General features: G+C 64.7%; 19 protein-coding genes, 2 pseudogenes and 1 riboswitch. Of the genes and pseudogenes, 11 read left to right on the top strand and 10 right to left on the bottom strand.

Annotated features, from left to right (window positions below; genetic code table 11):
- Positions 1-50: 50 nt before the first annotated feature.
- Together B0G69_RS19990 and B0G69_RS19985 are read right to left on the bottom strand one after the other, a co-directional pair.
- The gene (locus tag B0G69_RS19990; RefSeq protein WP_121320361.1) at positions 51-791 is read right to left on the bottom strand and encodes a CbtA family protein; all 741 of its coding nucleotides are present in this window, start codon (positions 789-791) and stop codon (positions 51-53) included.
- Between the two features lie 11 nt (positions 792-802).
- Positions 803-1,024: a CbtB-domain containing protein gene (locus tag B0G69_RS19985; RefSeq protein WP_121320359.1), complete on the bottom strand. Its 222-nt coding sequence runs from the start codon at positions 1,022-1,024 to the stop codon at positions 803-805.
- A 40-nt stretch (positions 1,025-1,064) separates the two neighbouring features.
- A riboswitch (cobalamin riboswitch) is annotated at positions 1,065-1,203 on the bottom strand.
- Positions 1,204-1,266: 63 nt separating this feature from the next.
- Here B0G69_RS19985 and B0G69_RS19980 point away from each other — a divergent pair.
- Complete coding sequence (locus tag B0G69_RS19980; protein ID WP_121320357.1) at positions 1,267-1,893, top strand: histidine phosphatase family protein; 627 nt, start codon at positions 1,267-1,269, stop codon at positions 1,891-1,893.
- 42 nt (positions 1,894-1,935) lie between these two features.
- Here the strand turns inward: B0G69_RS19980 and B0G69_RS19975 are convergent, their stop codons facing one another.
- Positions 1,936-2,376: a hypothetical protein gene (locus tag B0G69_RS19975; RefSeq protein ID WP_121323783.1), complete on the bottom strand. Its 441-nt coding sequence runs from the start codon at positions 2,374-2,376 to the stop codon at positions 1,936-1,938.
- A gap of 249 nt (positions 2,377-2,625) precedes the next feature.
- Here B0G69_RS19975 and B0G69_RS19970 point away from each other — a divergent pair, with 249 nt between their 5' ends.
- The 7 genes from B0G69_RS19970 to B0G69_RS19940 all read left to right on the top strand — a co-directional run bounded on the left by B0G69_RS19970 (position 2,626) and on the right by B0G69_RS19940 (position 11,770).
- Positions 2,626-4,143, top strand: coding sequence for an ATPase domain-containing protein (locus B0G69_RS19970; protein ID WP_121320355.1), 1,518 nt, complete (start codon positions 2,626-2,628; stop codon positions 4,141-4,143).
- 4 nt (positions 4,144-4,147) lie between these two features.
- The gene (locus B0G69_RS19965; protein WP_121320353.1) at positions 4,148-5,806 is read left to right on the top strand and encodes an ATP-binding protein; all 1,659 of its coding nucleotides are present in this window, start codon (positions 4,148-4,150) and stop codon (positions 5,804-5,806) included.
- 352 nt (positions 5,807-6,158) lie between these two features.
- The gene (locus B0G69_RS19960; protein WP_121320351.1) at positions 6,159-6,854 is read left to right on the top strand and encodes a MarR family transcriptional regulator; all 696 of its coding nucleotides are present in this window, start codon (positions 6,159-6,161) and stop codon (positions 6,852-6,854) included.
- A gap of 6 nt (positions 6,855-6,860) precedes the next feature.
- Positions 6,861-8,963 (top strand): FUSC family protein, encoded by a 2,103-nt coding sequence (locus B0G69_RS19955; RefSeq protein WP_121320349.1) that lies wholly within the window; start codon positions 6,861-6,863, stop codon positions 8,961-8,963.
- A 43-nt stretch (positions 8,964-9,006) separates the two neighbouring features.
- The gene (locus B0G69_RS19950) at positions 9,007-9,216 is read left to right on the top strand and encodes a DUF1656 domain-containing protein (RefSeq protein WP_121320347.1); all 210 of its coding nucleotides are present in this window, start codon (positions 9,007-9,009) and stop codon (positions 9,214-9,216) included.
- The gene (locus tag B0G69_RS19945; protein ID WP_121320345.1) at positions 9,213-10,220 is read left to right on the top strand and encodes an efflux RND transporter periplasmic adaptor subunit; all 1,008 of its coding nucleotides are present in this window, start codon (positions 9,213-9,215) and stop codon (positions 10,218-10,220) included. The genes B0G69_RS19950 and B0G69_RS19945 overlap by 4 nt, the downstream gene beginning before the upstream one ends.
- A complete protein-coding gene (locus tag B0G69_RS19940; RefSeq protein WP_121320343.1) occupies positions 10,217-11,770 on the top strand; it encodes an efflux transporter outer membrane subunit in 1,554 nt (517 codons plus the stop codon). Before B0G69_RS19945 ends, B0G69_RS19940 begins: the two co-directional genes overlap by 4 nt.
- A gap of 237 nt (positions 11,771-12,007) precedes the next feature.
- Here B0G69_RS19940 and B0G69_RS41925 read toward each other — a convergent pair whose 3' ends face one another.
- The 7 genes and pseudogenes from B0G69_RS41925 to xylA form a co-directional block, all read right to left on the bottom strand.
- Positions 12,008-12,547 (bottom strand): (2Fe-2S)-binding protein, encoded by a 540-nt coding sequence (locus B0G69_RS41925; protein ID WP_277873580.1) that lies wholly within the window; start codon positions 12,545-12,547, stop codon positions 12,008-12,010.
- A pseudogene (locus tag B0G69_RS19935) lies at positions 12,539-14,803 on the bottom strand (molybdopterin cofactor-binding domain-containing protein); the annotation flags it as partial. The gene B0G69_RS41925 and the pseudogene B0G69_RS19935, both read right to left, overlap by 9 nt.
- Positions 14,804-14,987: 184 nt before the next feature.
- A pseudogene (locus B0G69_RS19930) lies at positions 14,988-15,177 on the bottom strand (DDE-type integrase/transposase/recombinase); the annotation flags it as partial.
- A 191-nt stretch (positions 15,178-15,368) separates the two neighbouring features.
- Entirely contained in the window at positions 15,369-16,568 is a 1,200-nt protein-coding gene (locus B0G69_RS19925) for a sugar ABC transporter permease (RefSeq protein ID WP_121320341.1), read from the bottom strand.
- Entirely contained in the window at positions 16,565-18,124 is a 1,560-nt protein-coding gene (gene xylG / locus B0G69_RS19920) for a D-xylose ABC transporter ATP-binding protein (RefSeq protein ID WP_121320339.1), read from the bottom strand. The genes B0G69_RS19925 and xylG overlap by 4 nt, the downstream gene beginning before the upstream one ends.
- A gap of 98 nt (positions 18,125-18,222) precedes the next feature.
- Positions 18,223-19,251, bottom strand: coding sequence for a D-xylose ABC transporter substrate-binding protein (xylF, locus tag B0G69_RS19915; RefSeq protein ID WP_121320337.1), 1,029 nt, complete (start codon positions 19,249-19,251; stop codon positions 18,223-18,225).
- A gap of 224 nt (positions 19,252-19,475) precedes the next feature.
- Positions 19,476-20,798 carry a xylose isomerase gene (gene xylA / locus B0G69_RS19910; RefSeq protein WP_121320335.1) on the bottom strand — a complete coding sequence of 441 codons (1,323 nt, stop codon included), beginning with the start codon at positions 20,796-20,798 and terminating at the stop codon, positions 19,476-19,478.
- Between the two features lie 283 nt (positions 20,799-21,081).
- Between xylA and B0G69_RS19905 the strand changes: the two genes are divergently transcribed.
- The 3 genes from B0G69_RS19905 (at position 21,082) to B0G69_RS19895 (ending at position 23,890) form a co-directional block, all read left to right on the top strand.
- Positions 21,082-22,299 carry a DNA-binding transcriptional regulator gene (locus tag B0G69_RS19905; protein ID WP_121323782.1) on the top strand — a complete coding sequence of 406 codons (1,218 nt, stop codon included), beginning with the start codon at positions 21,082-21,084 and terminating at the stop codon, positions 22,297-22,299.
- Positions 22,300-22,331: 32 nt separating this feature from the next.
- Positions 22,332-23,417, top strand: a complete 1,086-nt coding sequence (locus B0G69_RS19900) for an aldose epimerase family protein (protein ID WP_121323781.1) — start codon at positions 22,332-22,334, stop codon at positions 23,415-23,417.
- Positions 23,418-23,584: 167 nt separating this feature from the next.
- The gene (locus B0G69_RS19895) at positions 23,585-23,890 is read left to right on the top strand and encodes a DUF4148 domain-containing protein (protein ID WP_121320333.1); all 306 of its coding nucleotides are present in this window, start codon (positions 23,585-23,587) and stop codon (positions 23,888-23,890) included.
- Positions 23,891-24,259: the final 369 nt, after the last annotated feature.

Here is a 24,259-nt window from a genome sequence, read left to right as displayed (position 1 = left end):
TTGCGCGCCGGGCGCGGCCATCTTCGTGGTCACGCCCGTCTCGGCCAAGGTCAAGCCGACCTGGTTACCGCGCCCCCATTCACGCGCATAAAAGCGCCGCGCTCGACCAGCGCGCCGAACAGCAGTCCGATCGTCGTCCACATGATCACCTGCATGCCAATCGCCGCGACGCGGAACTTCCACAGCAGCACGGCAGGGAAAGCCGCCGGCACTTCGTTGATGACCGGCATCGACAGTTGCACCGCTGCGATGATCGCAACGAACACCAGTCCCGCGACAATCGAGCCGTTCCATGCGCCGAGCTTCATCACCGCGCGCCGCCGGACTTTCAGCGAGAACACCATCGCCGTCAGCGAGATTGCGATCATCAGGAAGAACAGCCCCGTGCGCATGCCGATCGTCTCGGGGTCGCCGACTGACGGCGGATTCGCCGGGTACTTGATGTTCGGCACGATCACCAGTGCAATGAACGCGCCCAGCGCGAGCCATGCAGATAACGCGCGCGCGCTCATCGCGCCCACTCGTCCATACGCGTAGGCGAACACCAGCGAGAACAGGCCGCCGAACGCCGCCCCATACGTCACCACGCCCGTCAGCAAGCCCAGGCCCGCTTGCGTGTCGCGGCTCACGAGTTCGGGTTCAGGCGCATCGCCATGCGCAGCCTCGGCCTTTTCTTCGAACGAAATCGCCTGATCGACCTGCGGCTCGCCGACCATTCCGGCGAAGCCGAACGTGAGCAGTCCCGCGGCGATGCCTGCGAGCATCCCGCGCACCAACAATTTACCAACCATGTCCGACTCCGTTAGTGGCAAGGAAAGCCAAGCAGATGGCGGCCGTCGTGCACGAATTCATGCACGTACATGCCGGGCACCAGCGACGTGGCGCCCTGTTCCGCACCGACGAAGTAAAGCGCGAGCAATAGCAACAAGCCGCCGAACACGACCCACGGCAGCAACTCGCGCAGCGGAATCGGCGTGGGTTGGGCGACGGGTTGGGAAGCGGAATCGAAAACAGCTTCGGTCATGAGGACATCTCCTGGGGTAGCGCGCCCCGAAAGTCGATTGCAGAGGGATGGTGCGAAGCTCAGGTCTGGCTTTCGGCTAGTGGTGCCGATTACAGTGGCGCGACCGCGCCGGGCTCTCACCGGCTTCCGTGCTTCGCAGCCCCGTTATTCTACGCGCTAAACTTCGGCCTTCGTGAACGTCGGAGGCCGCACGATGCGGGCCGGCGTTGCGTGTCGGCACGGCATCGAGGGAAACGAACGGAATGGACATGCGACTGTTACTGCTGAGCCCCGCATCGACCGCCGCGCAACGCGCAGGCCGCTTTCCCGCCGACGATCCGCTGGACGCGCGCGGCCTCGCCGAAGTCAAAGCCCATGCGGCACGTTTGCGTGCTGCGCTTTCCGGCGACGCGGCCACCTTTGTCAGCCCGGCCACTTGTGCACGCGAGACGGCGTCGGCGCTGGGCCTCGCCGCGACCGTCGACGCCGCGCTGGCGGATATCAACTATGGCAACTGGCAGGGAAGGCGCCTTGCCGATCTCGCCATCGAAGCGCCGCAAGAGCTGGCCGCATGGACGCTTGACCCCTACGCCGCGCCACCCGGCGGCGAATCGTTCAGTCAGCTAGTCACGCGAATGGGACAGTGGCTCGACGCGCTCGGCACGCCGGATGAAACTGGCGGCGGAACAACCAATGGAAAGACGAGCGCCGCATCGACCCGCGCACACACGGTCGTCGCCGTGACACACGCGCCGCTGCTGCGGGCCGCGATCGTATATGCGATTGGGGCATCGCCCACGGTGTTTCCGCGCATCGAGATTACGCCGCTCTCGATGGTCGAGTTGCGGTATTCGCAGCGTGGCTGGACATGGCGGCCGGCCTCGCTCTAGCCGCATCCAGTCGTAACCGCCAGCCGTCCGAGCGCCGCTCCCTCACTGTCCCGACACAACCAGACGCAAACTGTTCGCCCCCGCCGGCGTCAGCGTGATATCGGTCCGCCTGCCCTTCGCGCCCAGATAAAAGTGCTGGCGCCCCGGCGAATTCTGATCATGCGTCGCGTCCGGCAAACAGGATGCGATATCCGCCGCCACGGCTTGCAGCGCGTCCAGCTTCGAGGCGGCATCGCCATGCGGCGTCCACGTGCATTGGAAACTGCGATGACTCGCGGAACATTGCGCGTCGTCGCCATAGGGTTGCGCAACGCCTTTGCCGTCTTCCGGCGTCAACGACGCAAGACCGTCGGGCGCGGCCGACACGATCCGTTTGAGCGTGGCGCACGGGCTGGGCGTATCGTCGGCATAGGCGGCACCCGGCAATAACGCGCCGAGCGATGCAGCGGCATAGACAGCGGCAAGCAATCGGAAGTGGTTCATATCGGCGGCAGTCTGTTGAAAAGAGGCCTGGCGGACGGCATTGACGCATTCCCAGCCTGAGTTCAACGCGGCAGCACGCTCCGTGCCCATTGGCGGGTCACGCGTCATGCGCGCCGCCCGCGTATATCCCTCCCGCGTACATCCCTCCCGCGCAGCAACCCGCTCTCCGCACCAATGGCACACAACTTGCGTGCCCGCCGTACCGGCCCAGAGAATTCCGCCACCCAAACCGACGCACACCGCTACGCCATGTCAAACAAAATTGCCGCCGACACCCCGGCCCGCCTTTCCAGCGGTATCGAAGGAATCGACAACATTCTGGGGGGAGGTCTCACACCCAACCGTATGTATCTCGTGGAAGGCGAACCGGGTACAGGTAAAACCACCTTGGCCTTGCAATTCCTACTCAAGGGCGCCGAGGAAGGCCAGACCGGCCTGTACATCACGCTCTCCGAAACCCGCGCCGAGCTGGTCTCGGTCGGCGAAAGCCACGGCTGGGACGTCAGCCGCTTCTCGATCCTCGAGTTGCTCTCCGACGAAGGCCTCGACCCGCAATACGAGCAGACCGTGCTGCACCCAGCGGAAGTCGAGCTAGGCGAAACCGTGCGCAACGTGATCGAGCAGGTCGAAGAACTCAAACCCGCGCGCATCGTGCTCGACAGTCTCTCCGAACTGCGTCTGCTTTCGCAAAACCCGCTGCGCTACCGCCGGCAGATTCTCGCGCTCAAACGTTATTTCGCGACCCGTGAATGCACGGTGCTGCTGCTCGACGACAATTCGTCGGATGCCGGCAACGTGCAACTGCACAGCATTGCGCACGGCGTGATCACGCTCGACAACCTCGCGCACGACTACGGCGGCAACCGGCGCCGCGCGCGCGTCGCGAAGATGCGCGGCATCAAGTTCCGCGAGGGCTTTCACGACTTCACGCTCGACACGGGCGGGATCCACGTCTATCCGCGCCTCGTCGCGGCCGAGCATCACGCCGAGTTCGACCCCGAACCGGTCAGCACCGGCACGGCCGGTCTCGATGCGCTGCTCGGCGGCGGGCTGATTCCCGGCACCAATGCGCTGATGATCGGCCCGTCGGGAGTCGGCAAGACCACCACCGTGGTGTCGTGCCTGATCGCCGCGCTCGAGCGCGGCGAGCGCTGCGTCTACTACGTGTTCGACGAAACGTTGACCACGCTGACGATCCGCTGCGCGACGCTCGGCATGCAGCTCTCGCCGCACGTCAAGAGCGGCCTGCTGACGCTGCGCCAGATAGATCCGGCGGAAATCTCGCCGGGCGAATTCGCGAGCGACGTGCGCAACGCGGTCGAACAAAGGGGCGTGCGCTATGTCGCGATCGACAGCCTGAACGCGTATCTCCAGGCGATGCCCGGCGAGCGCTACCTGCTATTGCAAATGCACGAACTGCTCGGCTACCTGAACCAGCAAGGCATTATCACGATGCTGGTGTTGGGGCAGCACGGCATCATCGGCGAAGTGCAGAACGATGTCGACATCAGCTATCTCAGCGACGTCGTCGTGCTGTTCCGCTACTTCGAACACCACGGCGAAGTGCTGACGGCCGTGACCGCCGTGAAGAGCCGCGCGAACGCGCACGAACGCTCGATCCGCCAGTTCCGGCTCGGCAGGGATGGCGTGGAAGTGGGCGAAGCGCTGCGCGACTTCGAGGGCGTGCTCTCGGGCTTGCCGTCCTATCGCGGCAGCACCGCTCTCCTCGGCGCGCCGGATCGCGTCATCGACACGTCGGGGCGGTAAGGTCATGGAGCAACGCGTCCTCATCCTGGCGCCGTTCGGCCGCGACGCCGAGGTGATCGCCGAAGTCCTGCACAAGGACGAGCGCGTGTGCGTGCGATGCCGCGACGCCAACGCGCTCACCACCGCGCTCGACGCCGGCGCGGGCGCCGCGCTGATCGCCGAGGAAGCGCTCGCCGGTGGCCATGCGTCGCGCCTGTTCGCATGGCTCGAAAGACAGCCGACGTGGTCCGACTTCCCGTTCATCCTGCTCGCCGCGTCGCGCGTCGGGCATCGCTCCGCGCGCGGGCTGGAAGTGCTCGAACGGCTCGGCAACGTGGTCGTGCTCGAACGTCCGTTGAATTCGGAAACGCTGCGGCGGGCAGTGGCCTCGTCACTGCGGGCGCGCGCGCGGCAGTATGAATCGCGCCGCCATCTGGCCGAACGGATCGAAGCGCAAGCGGCGCTAGTGCAGCTGAACGATTCGCTGGAAAGCCGCATCGCCGAACGCACGCATGAGCTCGCGTCCGCCAATAACCGGCTGATGATGGAGATTCACGAGCGCGCCAAAGTGCAGGCGGTGCTGGTGCAATCGCAGAAGATGGAAGCGCTCGGGCAGTTGACCGGCGGCATCGCGCATGACTTCAACAATCTGCTGAACGTGATCATGGTCAACGCGGAACTGATTGCGCGGGTCAGTGCCGACGAGCGCATTCGCGGCATGGCCGCCACCGTCAAACGCGCGACCGAACGCGGCGCGAAACTGACGGGCCAGTTGCTGACCTTCTCCCGCAACAGCAACCTCGATCTGAAAGCGGTGGACGTGGTCGCATTGCTGCATGGCATGCGCGACATCATCACGGTATCGCTCGGGTCGAGCATCCGCTACACCAACGAGTTCGACAGCGGCGAGATGTGGACCCAGGCCGATGCCAATCAGCTCGAACTGGCGATCCTCAATCTCGCGATCAACGCGCGCGACGCGATGCCGGCCGGCGGCCAGCTCAAGATCCGCGTGCGCGAGCGCGCGGCACCCGACCCGACGCTCGACGACGGCCGTTACGTGGTGGTCGAAGTCGTCGATACCGGCTCGGGCGTGCCACCCGACGTGGTATCGCGCGTATTCGATCCGTTCTTCACCACCAAGCCGATCGGCAAGGGCACGGGACTCGGCCTGAGTCAGGTCTATGGCATCGCGCGGCAGGCGGGCGGCACCGCGCGGCTCTTCAGCGAGGAAGGCGCGGGCACCACGGTGGAGCTCTGGCTGCCGCTGCGCGAACGCGAAGCCCCGCAGACCGAAGCGGCGTCCGATGCCGAAGCGAATGCCGTCGGCGAGAAGCGCGTGCTGGTGGTCGAAGACGACAGCGAGGTGCGCGCCATGCTGGTCGAGTCGCTGAGAATGCTCGGCTATACGGTGACCGAAGCCGCGGACGGCCAGGCCGGCCTGAACCGCCTGCAGGACGACAAGCCCGACCTGCTGATGGTCGACTTCGCGATGCCTGGCATGAACGGTATCGACGTCATCGCCGCCGCGCGCGCGATGCGCGAGGACTTGCCGGTGATTCTCGCGACCGGTTATGCCGACGTGGATATTTCGGGTCTGGCGGTGAAGCGCTGCACGATTCTGCGCAAACCGTTTCAACTCGACGATCTCGCGCGGACCGTACGGCTCGGGCTCGCGGCTTGAGCGAGAGGCTTGAGCACGGCGTGATAGCCGGGGCGCGGCACCCCATGCCGCAAGGTGCGTGCTGACGGCTTCCCGACTCGCATACCTTTGCAACCGGCGCCGTCGGCATGCGTTCATGCTCCGCGCATGGACCGCCCTTACCGTCGCCGCGGTTCGCCCTCCCGCGGCGCACGATCGATCGTGCGAACGCCATGACCATCTGACTGAACAACTCGCCAAGCCAATAACAACGGCGCACGTCTCTTCTATATTCAGTTAGCGTCGTCATACTCCTCCCGCAAACTTCCCCCGCGCGAAAAATTTCCAATTCAATAGGTTGCTAACGAATGTTTTGGAAAATACAATACCGCGCATGCCAAATCTCGACATCCTGCGCCGCACCGTCAGCAGCACCTTGGTTGTCGCTGCCAGAAAGTGGCGGCGCACGAGCCACGGCGTGCTGGCGGCGTTCAACGTGTCCGAGGCGTGCGCCACACCGCTCCTGACCGCCAGCCGGCTCGGCGCGGCGGTGCGCCAGGTGACGCTCGCCGATCACGTCGGCATCGAGGGGCCTTCGCTCGTGCGGCTGCTCGATCAACTGTGCGCAGCGGGCCTGATGCGCCGGGAAGAAGACCCCGAAGACCGCCGCGCGAAAACTGTGGCGCTCACGGATGAAGGCCGCGCTGTCACCGCGAAAATGGAAGAAGAACTGGTCACGTTGCGGGCGCAGGCGCTCAAGGGCGTGTCGCGCAGCGATCTCGAAGCGGCCTTGCGCGTGCTCGATGCCTTCACCAACGACGCGGCCGAACGGGTCGAGCAGAGCGGCAGCGAGCGCGCCCGGCTTGGCCAACCGACGCAACAGGCGCGACGCACGCAAGCTGCGCAAGCCTCGCAACAAGCTCAACGCGCGCAGCAAAAGCAACGCACGCAACAACCCCAGCAAACGCCGGCCAAGCTCCCGCCAGCAGCCCGCAAGACTCGCAAGACCCGCAAGGCCGCCAAAGCGCCCAAGTCCAACAAAGGCAAAGCAGACGCAGCGGCGCCGCATCACGCCGGTGATCCGGCATAACGGCACATGGCCTATCCCACCCTGCGTGACTGGCTGTTCTCGGTCAAGACCTTTGCCGCGGCCATGCTTGCGCTCTACATCGGCCTCGCGTTCGAACTGCCGCGGCCGTACTGGGCGATGGCCACGGTCTATATCGTGTCGAATCCGTTCGTCGGCGCAACGCGTTCGAAGGCGCTGTATCGCGCGCTCGGCACCGCGCTCGGCGCCGCGGCCGCCGTGCTGCTGGTGCCGCCCTTCGTCGAATCGCCGTATCTGTTCAGCGTGGTCGTCGCGCTGTGGACCGGCACGCTGCTCTACCTCGCGGTATCCGACCGCACCGCGCGCAGTTACGTGTTCATGCTGGCCGCCTATACGATGCCGATCATCGCGCTGCCCTCGGTGATGAACCCGGCCGGCGTGTTCGACCTCGCGATCAGCCGTACCGAGGAGATCACGGTCGGCATCGTCTGCGCGAGCATCGTCGGCAGTTCGCTGTTTCCAAGCCGCCTCGCGCCGACCATCATCGAGCGCACCGACGCGTGGTTTCGCGACGCCGCGTTCTATGCGACCGAAACGCTGTCGGGGCGCATCGCCGGTTCGGCGATCTCGGGCGCGCGTCAGCGGCTCGCCAGCACCATCAACGGTCTGGAATTGCTGCTGAGCCAGCTCGCTTACGATCACACGCGGCCGGACGTGCTGGCGCGCGCCCACGAACTGCGCGGACGCATGCAACTGCTGCTGCCGATCATGTCGTCACTCGCCGATCCGCTGATCGCGCTCTACAACAGCGGCCGCCAGAGCTGGCCCGAAGGGCTCGAAGCGCTGCTCGCCGATGTGATCAAGTGGTTCAACGAACCGCTGCCCGCCGTCAGCGAGGGCGATCATCCCGACGCCAGCGCCGACGCGCTGCGCGAGCGCATCGCGGCCATGCGCCCGCCCGCTGCCGCGCTCGCGAGCTGGGACGGCGCGCTGTTGTCGAACGCACTGTGGCGCATGAAGCAGGTGATCGACGTGTGGCAGGACTGCCGTTCGCTGCGCATCATCATCACGCGCGAAGAAGGCTCGTGGCGGCCGCACTTCCGCCACTGGCGCCTGGGCGGCACCCAGCGCTTCTACGACCGCGGCATCATGCTGTTCGCCACCGTGTCGGCGGGACTCGCCGTGGTGCTCGCGTGCAGCCTGTGGATCAGCTCGGGCTGGAACGACGGCGCCAGCGCGGTGACGCTCGCGGCGGTGGCCTGCTGCTTCTTCGCGGCCCTCGACGAACCCGCACCGATGGTGTTCCGCTTCTTCCTCGCCACCGGCATCAGCGTGGTGGTGGCGGGCATCTATCTGTTCGCGGTGCTGCCGCACGTGCACGACTTTCCGATGCTGGTGATCCTGTTCGCCGCGCCGTTCATCCTGGTGGGCACGCTGATCCCGCGTCCACAGTTCAACATGGCGACCGTGCTGGTCGCGGTGAACACGGCTACGTTCATCAGCATTCAGGACGCGTACGACGCGAACTTCCTCACGTTCATGAACGCCAATCTCGCGGGCCTTGCCGGCCTGCTGTACGCGTACCTGTGGACCCGCGTGACGCGCCCGTTCGGCGCCGAACTCGCCGCGTCGCGGCTCTTGCGTTCGAGCTGGGCCGACGTCGCGCTCACGGCTTCGACGCTGCCGATCGAAGACCCGCGCAATCTCGCCGCGCGCATGCTCGACCGCCTGATGCAACTGATCCCGCGTCTGGCCGCCACCGACGATTACCGCCACCCGTCGATCGAAAGCTTCCGCGATCTGCGCATCGGTTTCAACGCGCTCGACCTGCGCCGCCTGACCCACAAACTCGGCGGCGATGCACCGGCGGCGATCGCCCACGTTCTCGACGGAGTGCGTACTTACTACGAGACCTGCGTCGACCACCGCAAGCGCGAGCCGGTACCCGAGAGCCTGATGCGGTCGATCGATGCCGCGGTCGCGCGAGTGATCTCACAGGGGCTCGCCAACGCGGCGGCGCCCACCGCCACGTCGCCAACCTCGGCCCGCCAGTTGCGCGACGCGCTGCACGCGCTGATCGGCTTGCGTCTTTCGCTGTTTCCGGCGACGCTGACGTCACCGACGCCGCCCGAACCGGAGACCGCAGCCTGATGCGCCCGTCCTGCCATCTGTTCCACCTTCCTGACTCCCCGCGATGATCGGTGAAATCGATATCTTCGGCGTGTTCGTGCCGGCCGTGCTCGTGCTGATGTTCGTCGCCTATCTGATCAACGTGGTGATCCGCACGGTGCTCGGACGCGTCGGTTTTTACCGCTTCGTCTGGCATCGCTCCATCTTCGATCTCGGCATCTACGTGCTGGTGCTGGGTCTTGTCGTTGTCGTTTCGCACAGACTAATAACGTGAAAAAAACCTGGTTCTCCGTCGGTCAGATTGTGCTGACCCTGATCGTGGTCGTGGTGGCAGCCTTCGTGCTGTGGAAACTCGTCGCCTATTACATGTTCGCGCCGTGGACCCGCGACGGACACGTACGCGCCGACGTGATCCAGGTCGCGCCGGATATCTCGGGGCTGATCTCGTCGGTCGAGGTGGTGGACAACCAGCAGGTCAAGCAAGGCCAGGTGCTGTTCGTGATCGACCAGGCCCGCTACACGCTCGCGCTGCGCCAGGCGCAGGCCACCGCGCAGCAGCGGCGCGCGACGCTCGATCAGGCGCGCCGGGAAGATGCGCGCAACCGCAAGCTCGGCAACCTGGTCGCCGCCGAGGTCGCGGAAGAAAGCCGCTCGCGCGTCGAGGCGGGCGAAGCCGCGCTCGCCGATGCGAACGTGGCGATCGACACCGCGAGGCTGAACCTGCAACGCGCGACGATCGTGAGCCCGGTCGACGGCTATCTGAACGACCGCGCGCCGCGTACCGGCGAATTCGTCGCGGCGGGCCGCGCGGTGGTCGCGGTGGTGGACATGCATTCGTTCCGCGTCGACGGCTATTTCGAGGAAACCAAGCTGCGCGGCATCGACATCGGCCAGCCGGTCGACATCAGGGTAATGGGCGAGCCGGCCGCGTTGCGCGGGCACGTGCAGAGCATCGTCGCCGGCATCGAGGACCGCGACCGCACACAAGGCTCGAATCTGCTGCCGAACGTGAATCCGGCGTTCAGCTGGGTGCGGCTCGCGCAGCGCATTCCGGTGCGCGTCGCGCTCGATGAAATACCCGCTGACTTCCGGATGATCGCCGGCCGCACCGCGACGGTGTCGGTGCGCGATCTGTCGCCGGTGAGGAGGCGCGGTGCTGTGGGTGCTTCGGGTGCTTCCGCTGCGGTTGATGCTTCGGCGCCGACTGCGTCGGCGGTGACGGGTGCGTCGGCTACGCAGCCGGCGTCGGCCACGGTTTCGTCGGGCGCCTCGCAATGAAGCTGTCGCCAAGCCTGCCCTCCCTGTCCTCTCTGCCGCTGTGGCCCCTGCTGCCGCTGTTGCCGCTCGCCGTCGCGCTCAATGGCTGCACGACCGTCGGCCCGAACTATTCGTTGCCGCAACAGGCGCTCGTCAACGCACCGCTTGCGAATGCGCCGCTCGAAGGCGCCGACCCGGCGCTGACCTCGACCCGCAACGTGCCCACCGTGTGGTGGAAGCTGTACGACGACCCGGTGCTGAACGGTCTCGTCGACGAAGCGCTGCAATCGAACACCGACTTGCGCGTCGCGGCGGCGAATCTCGCGCGCTCGCGCGAAGCGCTGGGCGTCGCGCAGGCGCAGGGCGGCTTCTCCGGCAAGGCATCGGCGGAGGTCCAGCGCGCGCAGGAATCGGCCGAACAGTACCTGCTGTTCGAGAAACTGCCGGTCGCCAACGAGGGTAACTTCGGTATCAGCATCTCGTATGAATTCGATCTGTTCGGCAAGCTGCGGCGCGGCGTGGAAGCGGCGCAGGCGGACACCGAGTCCGTGCAGGCCGCCGGCGACCTCGCGCGGATCACCGTGGTGGCGGACGTGGTGCGCTCTTACGTCGAGCAATGCTCGGCGGCCGAGGAACTCAGGATCGCGCAACAGTCGCTCGGCTTGCAGAAGCAGCGCGTGGACGTGTCGCGGCGTCTGCGTGACGCGGGCCGTGGCAACCAGCCCGACGTGACGCGCGGCCAGACTCAGGTGGATACGTTGTCGGCGGATATTCCGCGCTACACGGCGCGCCGCAAGATCGCGCAATATCGGCTCGCCGCGCTGCTCGCCCGCGCACCGTCCGACCTGCCGCCGGCGGTGCTGGCTTGCGAGCGGCTGCCGCAAATCCGCCAGCCGATTCCGGTCGGCGACGGCGCCGCGCTGCTCAAGCGCCGTCCGGACGTGCGCGAAGCCGAGCGTCAACTGGCGGCGTCGACGGCGCGCATTGGTGTCGCCACGGGAGCGCTGTATCCGACGATCAGCCTCGGTGCGTCAGCGGGCTATACCGGGATTCTCGAAGACATCCCCACGTTGCCCACGGCGCGTTGGGCGTTCGGTCCGCTGATCAACTGGAACTTCCCCACCAACGGCGCGCGTGGTCGCGTGCGTGAGGCGGAGGCGTCGAGCGATGTGGCGCTCGCGAAATTCGACGGCGTGGTGCTGACCGCGCTGCGCGAGACCGAAACCAATCTCGCGACCTACGCCTCCGACTACGCGCGCGCCGAATCATTGCGCGCCGCGTTGAAGTCGGCGACCGAGTCGGCGGATGAAACGCATCGGCTATATCGTGCCGGGCGCGAGTCCTTCGTCTCGGACCTGGACGCGACGCGCACGCTGACCTCGGTGAAGTCTCAGGTCGCGACCGCGGAAGGCCAGGTGGCGATCGACCAGGTCAACCTGTTCCTCGCGCTCGGCGGCGGATGGGAAATGGATGCGCAGAGCGCGCCCGCGGTGTCGGCGCCTCAGACCACAGGACCCGCGGCGAAGACCGTACCGACCGCGGCGACGGCAACCGCGGCCAAAGCGCCCTGAATGCTTACGAATTATTTTTGATTAGCTTTCTTTTGCCTTTCATTTACGGTTAAATAGACGATACCACCACACATTAAAGGGTCACGTATGTCGCCATTCATGCAAGGCGCAGCCACACTCGGCGGATGTATCGGCATCTTCACGGCGGTGGTCGCCGTGGTCGAGATGCTGGCGAATTGAGCCCGTACGGCATCTGCCGGCACTCGCGCAGTCTTTGCGGAGGACGCGCCGGCGGCATTAAGCCAGCCGGCGCTTCGCGGCCGCCTGGTGGATCGCCGCCCGCACCCGCGGATACGTGCCGCAACGGCACACGATGTTCGACATCGCCGCGTCGATATCCACATCGGTCGGATTCGGTATGCGCTTGAGCAGCGCGCACGCCGCCATCAGTTGCGCGCTTTGGCAATAGCCGCACTGCACCACGTCGAGATCGATCCACGCCGCTTTCAACGCTTGCGCTTCGGCGCCCTGCACGCCTTCGATGGTCGTGATTTTCTGCGTGTAGCCCACGCAAGACATCGTCGTCTGACACGCGAGGCAGGCGGCGTCATCCAGATGGATCGTGCACGCGCCGCAAATCCCCACGCCGCAGCCGAACTTGGTGCCGGTCATGCCGAGTTCGCAGCGCAGCGCCCACAGCAGCGGCATGTCCGGCTCGGCGTGCACCGCCACCGCGCGGCCGTTGATGTTCAGTGCCCCCTTGCTTGCCTGCTGTCTCGGCGCGACCTTGCATCCTTGCGGATTCGAAGCCGTTACGGGCAGTTTTTCGAGCCGCAACGGGAGCGTGCGCAAACGCGTGCCGGTCAGCATGAACACGGCATTGGCGAGCGCCGGTGCGATCGGCGGCACGGCCGGCTCGCCGACGCCTTGCGGGTGCATCCGGCTCGGCATGATGTCGGTTTTGATCACCGGACAATCGTTCATCCGCACGACCGGGAAATCGACGAAGTTCTTCTGTTGCACCTGGCCCTTGACGATCGAGATCTCGTCCTGCAACGCGGCCGACAGACCGAACACGATCCCGCTTTCCATCTGCTGACAGATCAGGTTCGGATTCACGGGCAGTCCGCAATCGATCACGCACACCACCCGATGCACGCGAATCTGCCGCTTCGGCCCGAGCGACACCTCCGCCACCTGCGCGACCACACTGCCGAACGCCTCGTGCAACGCAACGCCGCGCGCACACGGTGCACCGTCAGCGGCGGGCTTCATCGGCTGTCCCCACTCCGACAATTCGGCGACACGCTTCAAGACCGCCAGGTGGCGCGGATGCTCCGCGAGCAGCGCCGCGCGGAACGCGATCGCGTCCTGGCCGGCTGCGGCCGCGAGCTCATCGGTGAAGCTCTCGGTGAAGAACGCCTGGTGCGAATGGCCGACCGAGCGCCAGAAGCCGACCGGCACCGGCAGCTCGACGATCTTGTGCGCGACGCGCGCGGCGGGCCATTCGTACGGCTGATCGAACGCGCCTTCGCAGGTGGTTTTGTCGATGGGAATGCGCGGCACGCCGTAGTAGCGCGCGAGCGATTCCGGCACGATCGCCTGACTCGCCGACGTGCTGCGCCACGCGAGCACTTTGCCGTGTTCGTCGAGGCCGGCCTTGAGCCGCGACACGCACGCGGGCCGATAGAAGTCGTGCGTGAAATCCTGCGCGCGTGACCAGATGGTCTGCACTGGATAGCCGCCGCCTTCGCGCGCAATCACTGCGGCCTGCACGATGAAATCGAGTTCCAGCCGCCGGCCGAACGCGCCGCCGAGCAGTTGCGTCTGCAAGTCGACCTTGTCGGCGTCGATGTCGAGCACTTTGGCCACGTGCTGCCGCGCGAGCGCGGGCATTTGTGTGGAGACCCAGACGGTGGCCACGCCGTCCGCGACCTGCGCAGTGCAATTGATCGGCTCGACCGCGCCGTGCGCGAGATACGGCGCGTGATACTCGGCATCGATGACACGCGCCGCGCCGCTCAAGGCGGCATCGACGTCGCCGCGATGAAAGTAGGTGTGGCCGTCGCTGTTGTCGAGCGCCTGCGCAAGACGCCTCTCCACGTCCGCGCTCGATACGGTCGCGGCGGCGCCATCGTGCCAGGTCACGTCGATCTTCTCGACCGCGTTCATCGCGCGATACGGGTTGTCCGCGATCACCGCGACGCCGCCGCTGCCGCCGCTATACGGCGCGAAGGCCAGCGCCTTGATAAAGCCCGGCATCTTTCCCGCGGCTGTCTCGTCGAAATGCGCGACCGAGCCGCCGAGCGTCGGGCACATCACGACGCCCGCGTACAACAGGCCGTCGGGCAGCGCGTCGATGCCGAAGCGCGCCGCGCCGTTGATCTTCGAGGCGGCCTCGATGCGGCGGATGGGTTGGCCGATCAGCTTGAAGTCAGCGGGATTCTTCAACTCCACCTTGCGCGGGAACGCTTGCAGTGCAGCCATCGACGACAACTCGCCGAAGCTCGCCTTATGGCCCGGCCCCTGCAGCACGTAGCCATTCTCCGTGCGGCATTCGGCGGCAGGCACCTTCCATTGCTCGGCCGCCGCGCCGATCAGCATCATGCGCGCCGACGCGCCGGCTTCGCGCATCGGCGCCCAGAGATCGTTGATGCTCGACGAGCCGCCCGTCATCATGGTGCCGGCCTCACGCACCGCTTTGCGGGCGAACCAGATCGTCGTGCGCTTGAACGCGCTGTCGTCATCGGGGCGAAACGGCAGATCGTCGATGATGTTCTGCACGCTGTTGTAGATCTTGTCGATCGGCGCTTCCTCGACCCGAACCCGCGACCAGTCGGCGTCGAGTTCCTCGGCGAGCAGCATCGCGAGGCCAGTGTGCACGCCCTGCCCCATCTCCGCCTTGCTCATCATGATCGTCACGGTGTTGTCGGCGGCGATCTTGACCCAGCCGTTGAGCGCGACTTGCGAGCCTTGGGTGGGCAGCGGCGTCGACGTGTTCAGCCGCTGACGCGGCGGCAACACCCCCCAGCCGACCAGCAACGCGCCCACCGCGCCGGCGCCGCCGAGCAGGAACGTTCTGCGCTTTAACATGACATGGCTCGATCAGCTTGCACGGCGACAAGGAAGCTGCGAAAGCGCGGCTGCGCGCGCGGCGGTGTTTTTGCGGAATAGTAATAAGACGGAGCGGCGGGCGGAAGACTTAAATTCGCGTGTTCAAGTCGGAGGGGTGCGGGGCGGGGGATCAGGCGGTTGATGCGGGGAAGGGGTTAATCGTGGGGTGTTTCATTAACTCATCGGTAACGATTCGCGCGGAGCGTCGGACTCGCGGCGAGCACGCGTTGGAAAAAACGCTTTGCCGCGGCCTTATTGCGACGTTTCTGAAGCAGGATGTCGAGTTCGGCACTGCGCTGGTCGACGGCCCGCCATAGTAGGTAAGGCGCGTCGCGCAACGTAACGGACATTTCAGAACCTGTTTCCGATTCTTGGAATTCGAGCAAAACTGCCGGATCGGCCCGAAGCACGAGAGAAATTTTTGTTTGTGTTTCGGGTCGCGAACTATGGCCGCTAACTTGACGATGCCAGCGGGCTCAAATACAGGGTGTGTCGGGCGACGCACCCTGTGAGCGCTGCGGTTGTCAGTTTCAGCTTCAGCGCATCAGCGCCGGTTCGATCCGGACACGACGTCGATCCACACTGCCAGTACGAGAATGCTGCCCTTGACGATCATCTGCCAGTAGGCGTCGACGTCGAGCATCGACATGCCGTTGTCGAGGCTCGCCATCACCAGCGCGCCGATCAACGCGCCGTACACGGTGCCGGAGCCGCCGCGCATCGACGTGCCACCGATGAAGCACGCGGCGATCGCGTCGAGTTCACCCATCGAGCCTGCCGACGGCGAGCCGGCCGCGAGCCGCGCGGTATTGACGATCCCGGCGAACGCGCACATCAGTCCCATCAGCGCGAAGATCGCCAGCTTCACGCGGTTCGTGTTGACGCCCGAGAGACGCGTCGCTTCGAGGTTCGAACCGACTGCATAGATGCGCCGGCCGAACACGGTCTGCGTCGCGATCCACGTGAAGACGCCGAGCAGCGCGAGCAGCAGCAGAACCGGCACCGGAATGCCGCCGTAACGATCGAGCGTGGCGACGAAGCCCGCCAGAATCGCACCCGCGCCGACCACCTTGACGATGTCCTGCCAGATCGGCACGACCCGCAACTGATAAGGCTGGCGATTGGCGCGCTGCCGGATCGTCAGGAACGCGAGCAGCACGAACAGGACGATTGCGAGTGTGTCGCCCGCGAGGCGCGGCAAGTAACCCTGGCCGACGAACACGAAACTGTCCGACACCGGGGCGATCGTCGAGCCGCCGGTCACGCCGAGCAGAATGCCGCGATACGCGAGCATCCCGCCGAGCCCGACGATGAACGACGGCACCCGCCGGTAGGTCGACCACCAGCCGTTGAACATGCCGACGAGCACGCCGAGCAGCATCACCACCGGCACGGTCACGCCGATCGGCCAGTGCCGGTTGACGTCGAGGATCGCCGCGACGCCACCGAGCAGACCGAGCAGCGAGCCGACCGACAGATCGATTTCACCGGCGATGATCACGAACACCATGCCGCACGCGAGCATGCCGGTGATCGACATTTGCCGAAGCAGGTTCGACAGATTGCGCGGCGTGACGAACGCGCCATGCGTGAGCGCCGAAAAGAAAATCCAGATGATGGCCACGGCGATCAGCAACGCGAGAATCTTGTACCGCGCGAACAGTTGCTGAATACGCTGCGGGCCGCCGAATGCGCCTCGCGGCGTGGGGTTGTCGGCGCGTTGGGAAGTAACGTCGGGCGTCATGCTGCACTCGCTGCGGTAGGGTTCGTTAATCGCTGCACGGGACGGATCGCGGCACTGAGGACGTCCTCCTGCGTGAGGCCGTCGTTGACGAAGTCGCCACGCAACTCGCCTTCGCCGATCACCAGCACACGATCGCTGATGCCGAGCACCTCGGGCATTTCGGACGACACCATCACGATCGACATGCCGCGCTGCGCCAGTTGAAAGATCAGCTTGTAGATTTCGTACTTCGCGCCGACGTCGACGCCGCGCGTCGGTTCGTCGAGGATCAGCACCTTCGGATCGGTCAGCAGCATGCGCGTGAGCACCGCCTTCTGCTGATTGCCGCCCGACAGGCTCGCGATCGACAGCATCGGATGCGCGGCGCGCACCGACAGCCGCTTCATCTCCGTATGAATCGTGTCGAGTTCGGCGGCGGAGTCGATCCGTCCACCCGAGGCGAACCGCCCGAGCACCGCGAGCGTGATGTTGTGGCCGACGCTCATCCCCGGCACGATGCCGTGGCGTTTGCGGTCTTCCGGCACCATCGCGATGCCGGCGCGAATCGCGTCGTCGGGCGCGCGAATTCTCAGCGGCTTGCCGTCCATCAGCACGCTCGCCTCGCTCACGCCAGGATACGCGCCGAAGATCGCCTGCATCAGCTCCGTGCGGCCCGCGCCCACCAGCCCCGCCACGCCGAGAATCTCGCCACGCCGCAGCGCGAACGACACGTCGTTCACCCGCTTGCGGCGCGGGTTGGTGACGTCGAAACAGGTGACATTGCGCGCTTCGAAGATCACGTCGCCGATCGGATGCGGCTCGCGCGGAAACAGGTTCTTTATCTCGCGGCCCACCATCAGCGAGATGATGCGGTCGGTGGTGAGCGCATGCATCGGTTCCGTCGCGACATGGCGGCCGTCGCGGATCACGCTGATCGTGTCGCACACCGCCGCCACTTCGTCGAGCTTGTGCGAGATGTACACGCAGGCAATGCCGCGCCGCTTCAGATCGCGCACGATGTCGAGCAGAATGCTGATTTCCGACGAAGTCAGCGAGGACGACGGTTCATCGAGGATCAGCAGCTTCGCGCGCTTGTTCAACGCTTTCGCGATTTCGATCAACTGCTGATGACCGCCGCCGTAGTTCATCACCGGCTGCGCGGCGTTGATGCCGCTGATACCGAGGTCGCGCAGCAGTTCGTCGGCGCGCTGGTACATCGCCGCGTAGTTCATGCGGCCGCCGGGCAGCGTGATCTCATTGCCGAGAAAGATGTTCTCCGCAACCGACAACTCCGGCACCAGCATCAACTCCTGGTGAATGATGATGATGCCCGCGCGTTCGGTATCGCGCACGCCGGCGGCCTTGAGCGGCACGCCTTCCCAGGTTATTTCGCCATCCCAGGTACCGTGCGGGTACACGCCGGACAGCACTTTCATCAGTGTCGATTTGCCGGCGCCGTTTTCGCCGCACAAGCCGACGCACTCGCCCGGCGAGACCGTCAGGTCGATGCCGTCGAGCGCTTTCACGCCCGAAAAAGCTTTGACGATGCCGCGCATCGTCAGTAGAGGTTGCGTCATTCGCTATTGCCTCGCTGCAAGGTGAGCCGGTGCTCGACCACGCCCCCGGGCCCCATGGCCCGGAAAACGTGGCAATCGCACCGCGCCCGTCTTCCGTCTTATTGGCTCGCGAGCTGCGCCTGCGTGTAGAAGCCATCCGTCACGACGAGGTTGACATTGGCCTTCGTCAGCTTGATCGGCTGCAGCAGGACCGTATCGACCTTCTTCTTGCCGTTGTCGTATTGCGCATTGAACGCCGGCTTGTCGCCCTTCGCCAGCGCCACCGAGAGCTTGGCCGCTTCGCCCGCGATCAGCTTGAGGGGTTTGTAGACCGTCATCGTCTGCGTGCCGGCCATCACGCGCTTGACCGCTGCGAGGTCCGCGTCCTGGCCCGAGATCGGTACCTTGCCCGCGAGATTCTGCGCCGCCAGCGCCTGGATCGCGCCGCCGGCGGTGCCGTCATTCGAAGCGACCACCGCGTCGATTTTGTTGTTGTTCGCCGTCAGCGCATCTTCCATGATGCGCAGCGCCGTCGATGCGCTCCACTCCGGCACCCACTGCTGGCCGACCACCTTGATGTCGCCCTTGTCGATGGCGGGCTTGAGCACCTTGAGCTGGCCAGCGCGCAGCATTTTCGCGTTGTTGTCGGTCGGCGCGCCGCCGAGCAGGAAGTAGTTGCCCTTCGGCCGCACGGCATAGACGCCCTGGGCCTGCATTTCGCCGACTTTCTCGTTGTCGAACGAGATGTAGGCATCGATATCGGCATCGAGAATCAGGCGGTCATACGACACGACCTTGATGCCCGCCTTCCTCGCTTCCGCAACCACGTTGCCGAGCGTCTTCGAATTGAACGGCACAATCACGATCACGTCGACGCCGCGCGAGATCAGATTTTCGATCTGCGAGATCTGGCGTTCTTCGCTCGCGTCGGCGGATTGCACCGAGACTTTCGCGCCGAGCTTTTCCGCTGCAGCGACGAAATAGTCACGATCGCGCGACCAGCGCTCGACGCGCAGATCGTCGATACAGAAGCCGATTTCCGGATGATCCTTGCTGGCGTGCGCGAGCGGCGCGGCGAGCGACAGGCTGGCGAGTACGGCTCCGCATACGAGCGAACTCAGGACATGACGACGTGTTTTGAATTGCATGACTGTCTCCTTTTTTTCGATCGGAGTGAGTGCTTCAGCACTTACGCCGGTCCCATGAAAAATGGTTTCGTTGTATTACCCGGCATACCGGATTGGCCGGCTTGCGCTGCGAGCGACAAGACCGGACAAGGGTCAACCCAAAGCTTCCCCTTTCACGCGGTCGACGTGGCCGCGCGATTTTTTATGTGATGCTTCTGCTTTTATTGCTCACACTCTGATGCGTTTCAGCGTCCGCTATAAATCGCCTGATTCACGATGTTTTCCATCCGCTCCTGCTGACCGCTCGCATGCCGCGGGTTCAGGTCGCGCGCCAGCGCATCCGTCGCCAACGTCGCCAAGGAATAGTCGCCCGAGAGAATCTTGCGGCCGAGTTCCGCATCCCAGCCCGCGTAGCGCTGCCGCTTGAACTGTTCGAGCCGATCGTTTTCGATCAAGACCGCCGCACGCTCGACGGCGAGCGCGAGATTGTCGATCGCACCGATGTGGCCGTAGAACAGATCTTCCGGATCGACGCTTTGGCGCCGCACTTTCGAATCGAAGTTCATGCCGCCGGTCGTAAAGCCGCCGTGCCGGAGAATCTCGTAGAACGCGAGCGTCAGTTCTTCGACGCTATTCGGAAACTGATCGGTATCCCAGCCGTTTTGCGGATCGCCGCGATTCGCATCGACGCTGCCGAAGATACCCAGCGCGTAAGCGGTCGCGATCTCGTGATGAAACGAATGGCCCGCGAGCGTGGCGTGATTGGCCTCGATGTTCACGCGAATGTCCCTTTCCAGCCCGTATTGCAGGAGGAAACCATGCACGGTCGCGACGTCGTAGTCGTACTGATGCTTGGTCGGCTCCTGCGGCTTCGGTTCGATTAGCAGCGAGCCCTTGAAGCCGATCTTGTGCGCATGATCGACCACCATGCGCAGGAAGCGCGCGAGTTGTTCGCGTTCGCGCACGAGGTCGGTATTGAGCAGCGTGTCGTAGCCTTCGCGGCCGCCCCACAGTACATAGTTTTCACCGCCGAGCCGTTGCGTAGCGTCGAGCGCGTGGCGCACCTGGGTCGCGGCAAACGCGAAGATGTCCGGGTCGGGGCTTGTCGCCGCGCCCGCCGCGTAACGTGGATGCGAGAACAGATTGGCCGTGCCCCACAGCAATTTGATGCCGGTATCCTGCTGCTTGCGCGCCAGATAGTCGGTGACGCGCTGGAAGTTCTCGCTGTATTCCTTCAGACTCGCCCCCTCGGGCGCAACGTCGGTATCGTGAAACGTGTAGTACGGCGTGCCGAGCTTGGAGAAGAACTCGAACGCGGCGTCGGCCTTTTGCAGCGCGCGTTCCATTGCGTCGCCAGCTTGCTGCCACGGACGCCTGAAGGTCCCCTGCCCGAAAATGTCGACGCCGGGCCAGACGAAGGTATGCCAGTAGCACACCGCAAGGCGCAGATGTTCTTCGAGCGTCTTGCCGAGTACCCGTTTGCTCTTGTCGTAATGGCGGTATGCAAGCGGGTTGTCCGATTGCGGGCCTTCATAGCGGATCTCGGGGATGTGTTCGAAGTAGGACATCGGCGTCTCCAGTTTTATGTTGCACTGCAACCCGTAGCCGCCGCCATGCCGGTCGACCAAGGTGACGCCATGCTGCCGCGTGCGCGATGCATCGGCAATTGCGAAATTGCGCAGCGCGCTTGATGTTTCTTACCGCCCGCGCGTTTGTTTCGCACCGGCGCACGATTCGCGGCCTAGAATAACCGGACGCTTAAAAACGGCGCTGCCTTTAATGCACACTCAAGCGCCCGCTAAACAGGAGACAAAGGCCGTGGGTTTGACGATCCGCGCGCCGCTCACCGCCATGCCCCGTCCGCAAACACCACAGACGTCCCATCGGATCGCGCTGCTGTTCAACGCGAACAAGGTCTACGACCGCGAGATCATCACCGGTATCGGCAACTACCTGCTGTCGACGCGGGTGGCGTGGGATCTCTTCCTCGAAGAAGATTTTCGCTGCCGGCTGACCGGCATCGAGCGCTTCGACGGCGACGGCATCATCGCCGATTTCGACGACCCCGCCGTGGGCGAAGCGCTGCGCGATTGTCCGCTGCCGGTGGTCGCGGTCGGCTCGTCGTTCGAAGATCCGGCGCATTACCCTCCGGACTTACCCTATATCGCGACCGACAACAGCAAGCTCGTGTCGCTCGCCTATACGCATCTGATCGGCTCGGGCCTCGAACACTTCGCGTTGTACAGCCTGCCGCAGGCCCAGGAAAACCGCTGGGCGCAGCAGCGTGAACTCGCGTTCGCCCATTTGCGCCACGCCGACGGACGCAGCGCCGCGCAGATCGACAGCGAGGTCTATCGCGGCCTGTCGACCAGCGCCCCGTCGTGGAACCAGGCGACCGAGCAACTCACCGCGTGGCTGCGGCAACTGCCGAAGCCGGTCGGCATCATCGCCGTGACCGATGCGCGCGCGCGGCATCTGCTGCAAGCGTGTCTGATCGCGGGCATTCCGGTGCCCGAGGAAGTGGCGATCATCGGCATCGACAACGATCCGCTGACGCGCACGTTGACGCGTATTCCACTCTCGTCCGTGATTCAGGGCACCGAAGAAATGGGCCGCACTGCCGCGCACCTGTTGCATCAGATGCTGCACGGCGCGCGTTTTCCGGGGCGGCGCATTCTCGTGCCGCCGGTCGGCATCAACGTGCTCGAATCGACGGGGCATCAGCCGCTCGCGAGCCCATATGTGATGCGCGCGCGGCACTTCATCCGCCAGTACGCGTGCCAGGGGATTCGCACCGAACAGGTGGCCGACTATGTGGGCGTGTCGCGCTCGTCGCTCGAAGAGTACTTCCGGCGCGAACGCAAGTGCACCGTGCATCAGGAAATCCTGCGCCATAAGCTCGACGTCGCGAAGGCGCTGCTGGCGAGGCGCGATGCGTCGAGCGCGGAAGTGGCGATTCGTTGCGGCTTCACGTCGCTGCAATACATGTATGCGGTATTTCGTCGTGAACTCGGCTGTACGCCGCGCGAATACCAGGAGCGCGCGAATTCGACGGCCGCGCCCGGCTGAGCATGCCTTTACTCTTTCCTTCCACCGACGACATGATCAGCATCGCACAACTTTCTTCCGAGCCATGGGGCACCCTGCAGGGCGGCGATCGGGTCCGGCTCTATACGCTGCGTAATGCGCACGGTATGAAAGTCGCCATCAGCGACCTCGGCGCGACGCTGGTTTCCTGGCATGCACCGGATCGCGCCGGACGTCTCGGCGATATTCTGCTCGGCCACGACACTCCCGCCGAATACGTTGCAGCCACGACGTACATGGGCGGCCTGATTGGCCGCTGGGCGAACCGCATTGCCGATGCGCGCTTCACGCTCGACGGTATCGAGTACACACTCGACCGCAATGAAGGCGCGAACCTGCTGCATGGCGGCAGCGTGGGTTTTCATCGCGCGCTGTGGGACGTGAGCGAAGACAACGGCGCGTTGCTGATGCGCCTGGAGTCGCCGGAAGGCGATGCCGGTTTTCCAGGCAACGTCACGACGCAAGTGCGCTATTCGCTCGACGACGACGGCACGCTGATCATCGAGTACGAAGCGATTACCGACGCGCCGACGCCGCTGAATCTGACGAGTCATCCGTACTTCAATCTGACGGGCAAGCCGGGAACGGACATTCGCGGCCACGTGTTGTCGATCGACGCCGAGCGGTTCTTCGAGGTCGACGCCGGGATGATTCCGTGCAAGCTCGCCGAGGTCGCGGGCAATGCCTTCGACTTCCGGCAAAGCGCGCCGATCGGCGGGCGCCTCGACTGGCCGCACACGCAACTCGCGAGGGCCGGCGGCTTCGATCATTGCTACGTGCTGCGCGACGCAGCCGGCGCCGAGGCGGGCGACGGCGCGCCGCCGCTGCGTCAGGTGGCCTGCGCATACGATCCGGGCAGCGGACGCGAATTGACCGTGTCGACAGATCAGCGCGGCTTACAGTTCTATACGGGCAACTTTCTGAATGGCGACGTGGGACGCGGTGGTGTCAGGTATCAACGTCATGCGGGATTGTGTCTCGAAGCAGGCGGTTTTCCGAACCAGGTCAATATGGCCGGCCAGGACGAGGTGATCGTGCGGCCCGGTGATACTTACAGGCAAGTGACTGCTTATCGGGTCGATGTGCGCAAGGGCGTGTGACGGATTTTCTTGCCTCTTACACGGCACATTACAGCGCGCCGACTTATTGTTTGATGCAATACTGAATTAACGCCCTGGTGGTTTCCGTTCGATTAATCGCTTCCTAAACTCCGTCCAATGGTGCTGAAAATCTCGGTGCCGCATAGACAATCCCGGAGGGAAGCATCATGCAATCGCTAGTCAAGGCAGTGGCGCTGTTAGTTGTCCTTGCTGCGCCCGCGGCCTCGTTCGCTCAATCCGAGCAGCCGCTCACACGCGCGGAGGTCAAGGCGCAACTCAAGCAGATCGAGCAGGCGGGATACCAGCCGGGCAAGTCCACCGACTCCAGCTATCCCGCCGATATTCAGGCGGCCGAAGCGCGTGTCGCCGCGCAGAATGCGACGGCTCAGGCCAATACGACCGGCTATGGGACGACGGCGACGGGGTCGTCGCAAGCGGGCGGGAATGCGGGGAGTGTGAGTCCGGGGCAGTGATCGGGCATTGCTTTTTCTCGTGCCCAGTGCGAAGCGGGTCATGCTTTTTAACGCATGATCCGCTTTCGTGTTTCTTGTGTACTGCGCGGCGCATGGAGTGAGAGCGCTTCGTTTTTTCGTCATTTCGTCGCCGGCTCATTGCTTGCGTGTTGTCGCGTCGCCAGATGCCGCAATACAGCGTCCTTTGCTATGCCCGCGAGTACGGGCGCTGCTTTGCTTCCTTCGTTGGCCTCCACCTGATCTCGCCTGACGTCCGCGAACCATGACAGCAGTGGCGTTTGCCTGAGCACTGAGGCAAACGCGCGCAACAATGTCCACAATGTCCACGCTGTAAATTAGTCCGCACAGCGGGACCCGGCAATGCGAACA

The organism is Paraburkholderia sp. RAU2J, from assembly GCF_003634845.1.
GTDB classification, from domain to species: Bacteria; Pseudomonadota; Gammaproteobacteria; order Burkholderiales; family Burkholderiaceae; genus Paraburkholderia; species Paraburkholderia fynbosensis.
This window is presented reverse-complemented; position numbering and strand designations above follow the sequence as displayed.

Excerpts from the sequence above, each read along its gene's own strand:
- B0G69_RS19990 (WP_121320361.1), bottom strand. The coding sequence starts at position 791 with ATGGTTGGTAAATTGTTGGTGCGCGGGATGCTCGCAGGCATCGCCGCG.
- B0G69_RS19985 (WP_121320359.1), bottom strand. The coding sequence starts at position 1,024 with ATGACCGAAGCTGTTTTCGATTCCGCTTCCCAACCCGTCGCCCAACCC.
- B0G69_RS19980 (WP_121320357.1), top strand. The coding sequence starts at position 1,267 with ATGGACATGCGACTGTTACTGCTGAGCCCCGCATCGACCGCCGCGCAA.
- B0G69_RS19975 (WP_121323783.1), bottom strand. The coding sequence starts at position 2,376 with ATGAACCACTTCCGATTGCTTGCCGCTGTCTATGCCGCTGCATCGCTC.
- B0G69_RS19970 (WP_121320355.1), top strand. The coding sequence starts at position 2,626 with ATGTCAAACAAAATTGCCGCCGACACCCCGGCCCGCCTTTCCAGCGGT.
- B0G69_RS19965 (WP_121320353.1), top strand. The coding sequence starts at position 4,148 with ATGGAGCAACGCGTCCTCATCCTGGCGCCGTTCGGCCGCGACGCCGAG.
- B0G69_RS19960 (WP_121320351.1), top strand. The coding sequence starts at position 6,159 with ATGCCAAATCTCGACATCCTGCGCCGCACCGTCAGCAGCACCTTGGTT.
- B0G69_RS19955 (WP_121320349.1), top strand. The coding sequence starts at position 6,861 with ATGGCCTATCCCACCCTGCGTGACTGGCTGTTCTCGGTCAAGACCTTT.
- B0G69_RS19950 (WP_121320347.1), top strand. The coding sequence starts at position 9,007 with ATGATCGGTGAAATCGATATCTTCGGCGTGTTCGTGCCGGCCGTGCTC.
- B0G69_RS19940 (WP_121320343.1), top strand. The coding sequence starts at position 10,217 with ATGAAGCTGTCGCCAAGCCTGCCCTCCCTGTCCTCTCTGCCGCTGTGG.
- B0G69_RS19925 (WP_121320341.1), bottom strand. The coding sequence starts at position 16,568 with ATGACGCCCGACGTTACTTCCCAACGCGCCGACAACCCCACGCCGCGA.
- xylG (WP_121320339.1), bottom strand. The coding sequence starts at position 18,124 with ATGACGCAACCTCTACTGACGATGCGCGGCATCGTCAAAGCTTTTTCG.
- xylF (WP_121320337.1), bottom strand. The coding sequence starts at position 19,251 with ATGCAATTCAAAACACGTCGTCATGTCCTGAGTTCGCTCGTATGCGGA.
- xylA (WP_121320335.1), bottom strand. The coding sequence starts at position 20,798 with ATGTCCTACTTCGAACACATCCCCGAGATCCGCTATGAAGGCCCGCAA.
- B0G69_RS19905 (WP_121323782.1), top strand. The coding sequence starts at position 21,082 with ATGCCCCGTCCGCAAACACCACAGACGTCCCATCGGATCGCGCTGCTG.
- B0G69_RS19900 (WP_121323781.1), top strand. The coding sequence starts at position 22,332 with ATGATCAGCATCGCACAACTTTCTTCCGAGCCATGGGGCACCCTGCAG.
- B0G69_RS19895 (WP_121320333.1), top strand. The coding sequence starts at position 23,585 with ATGCAATCGCTAGTCAAGGCAGTGGCGCTGTTAGTTGTCCTTGCTGCG.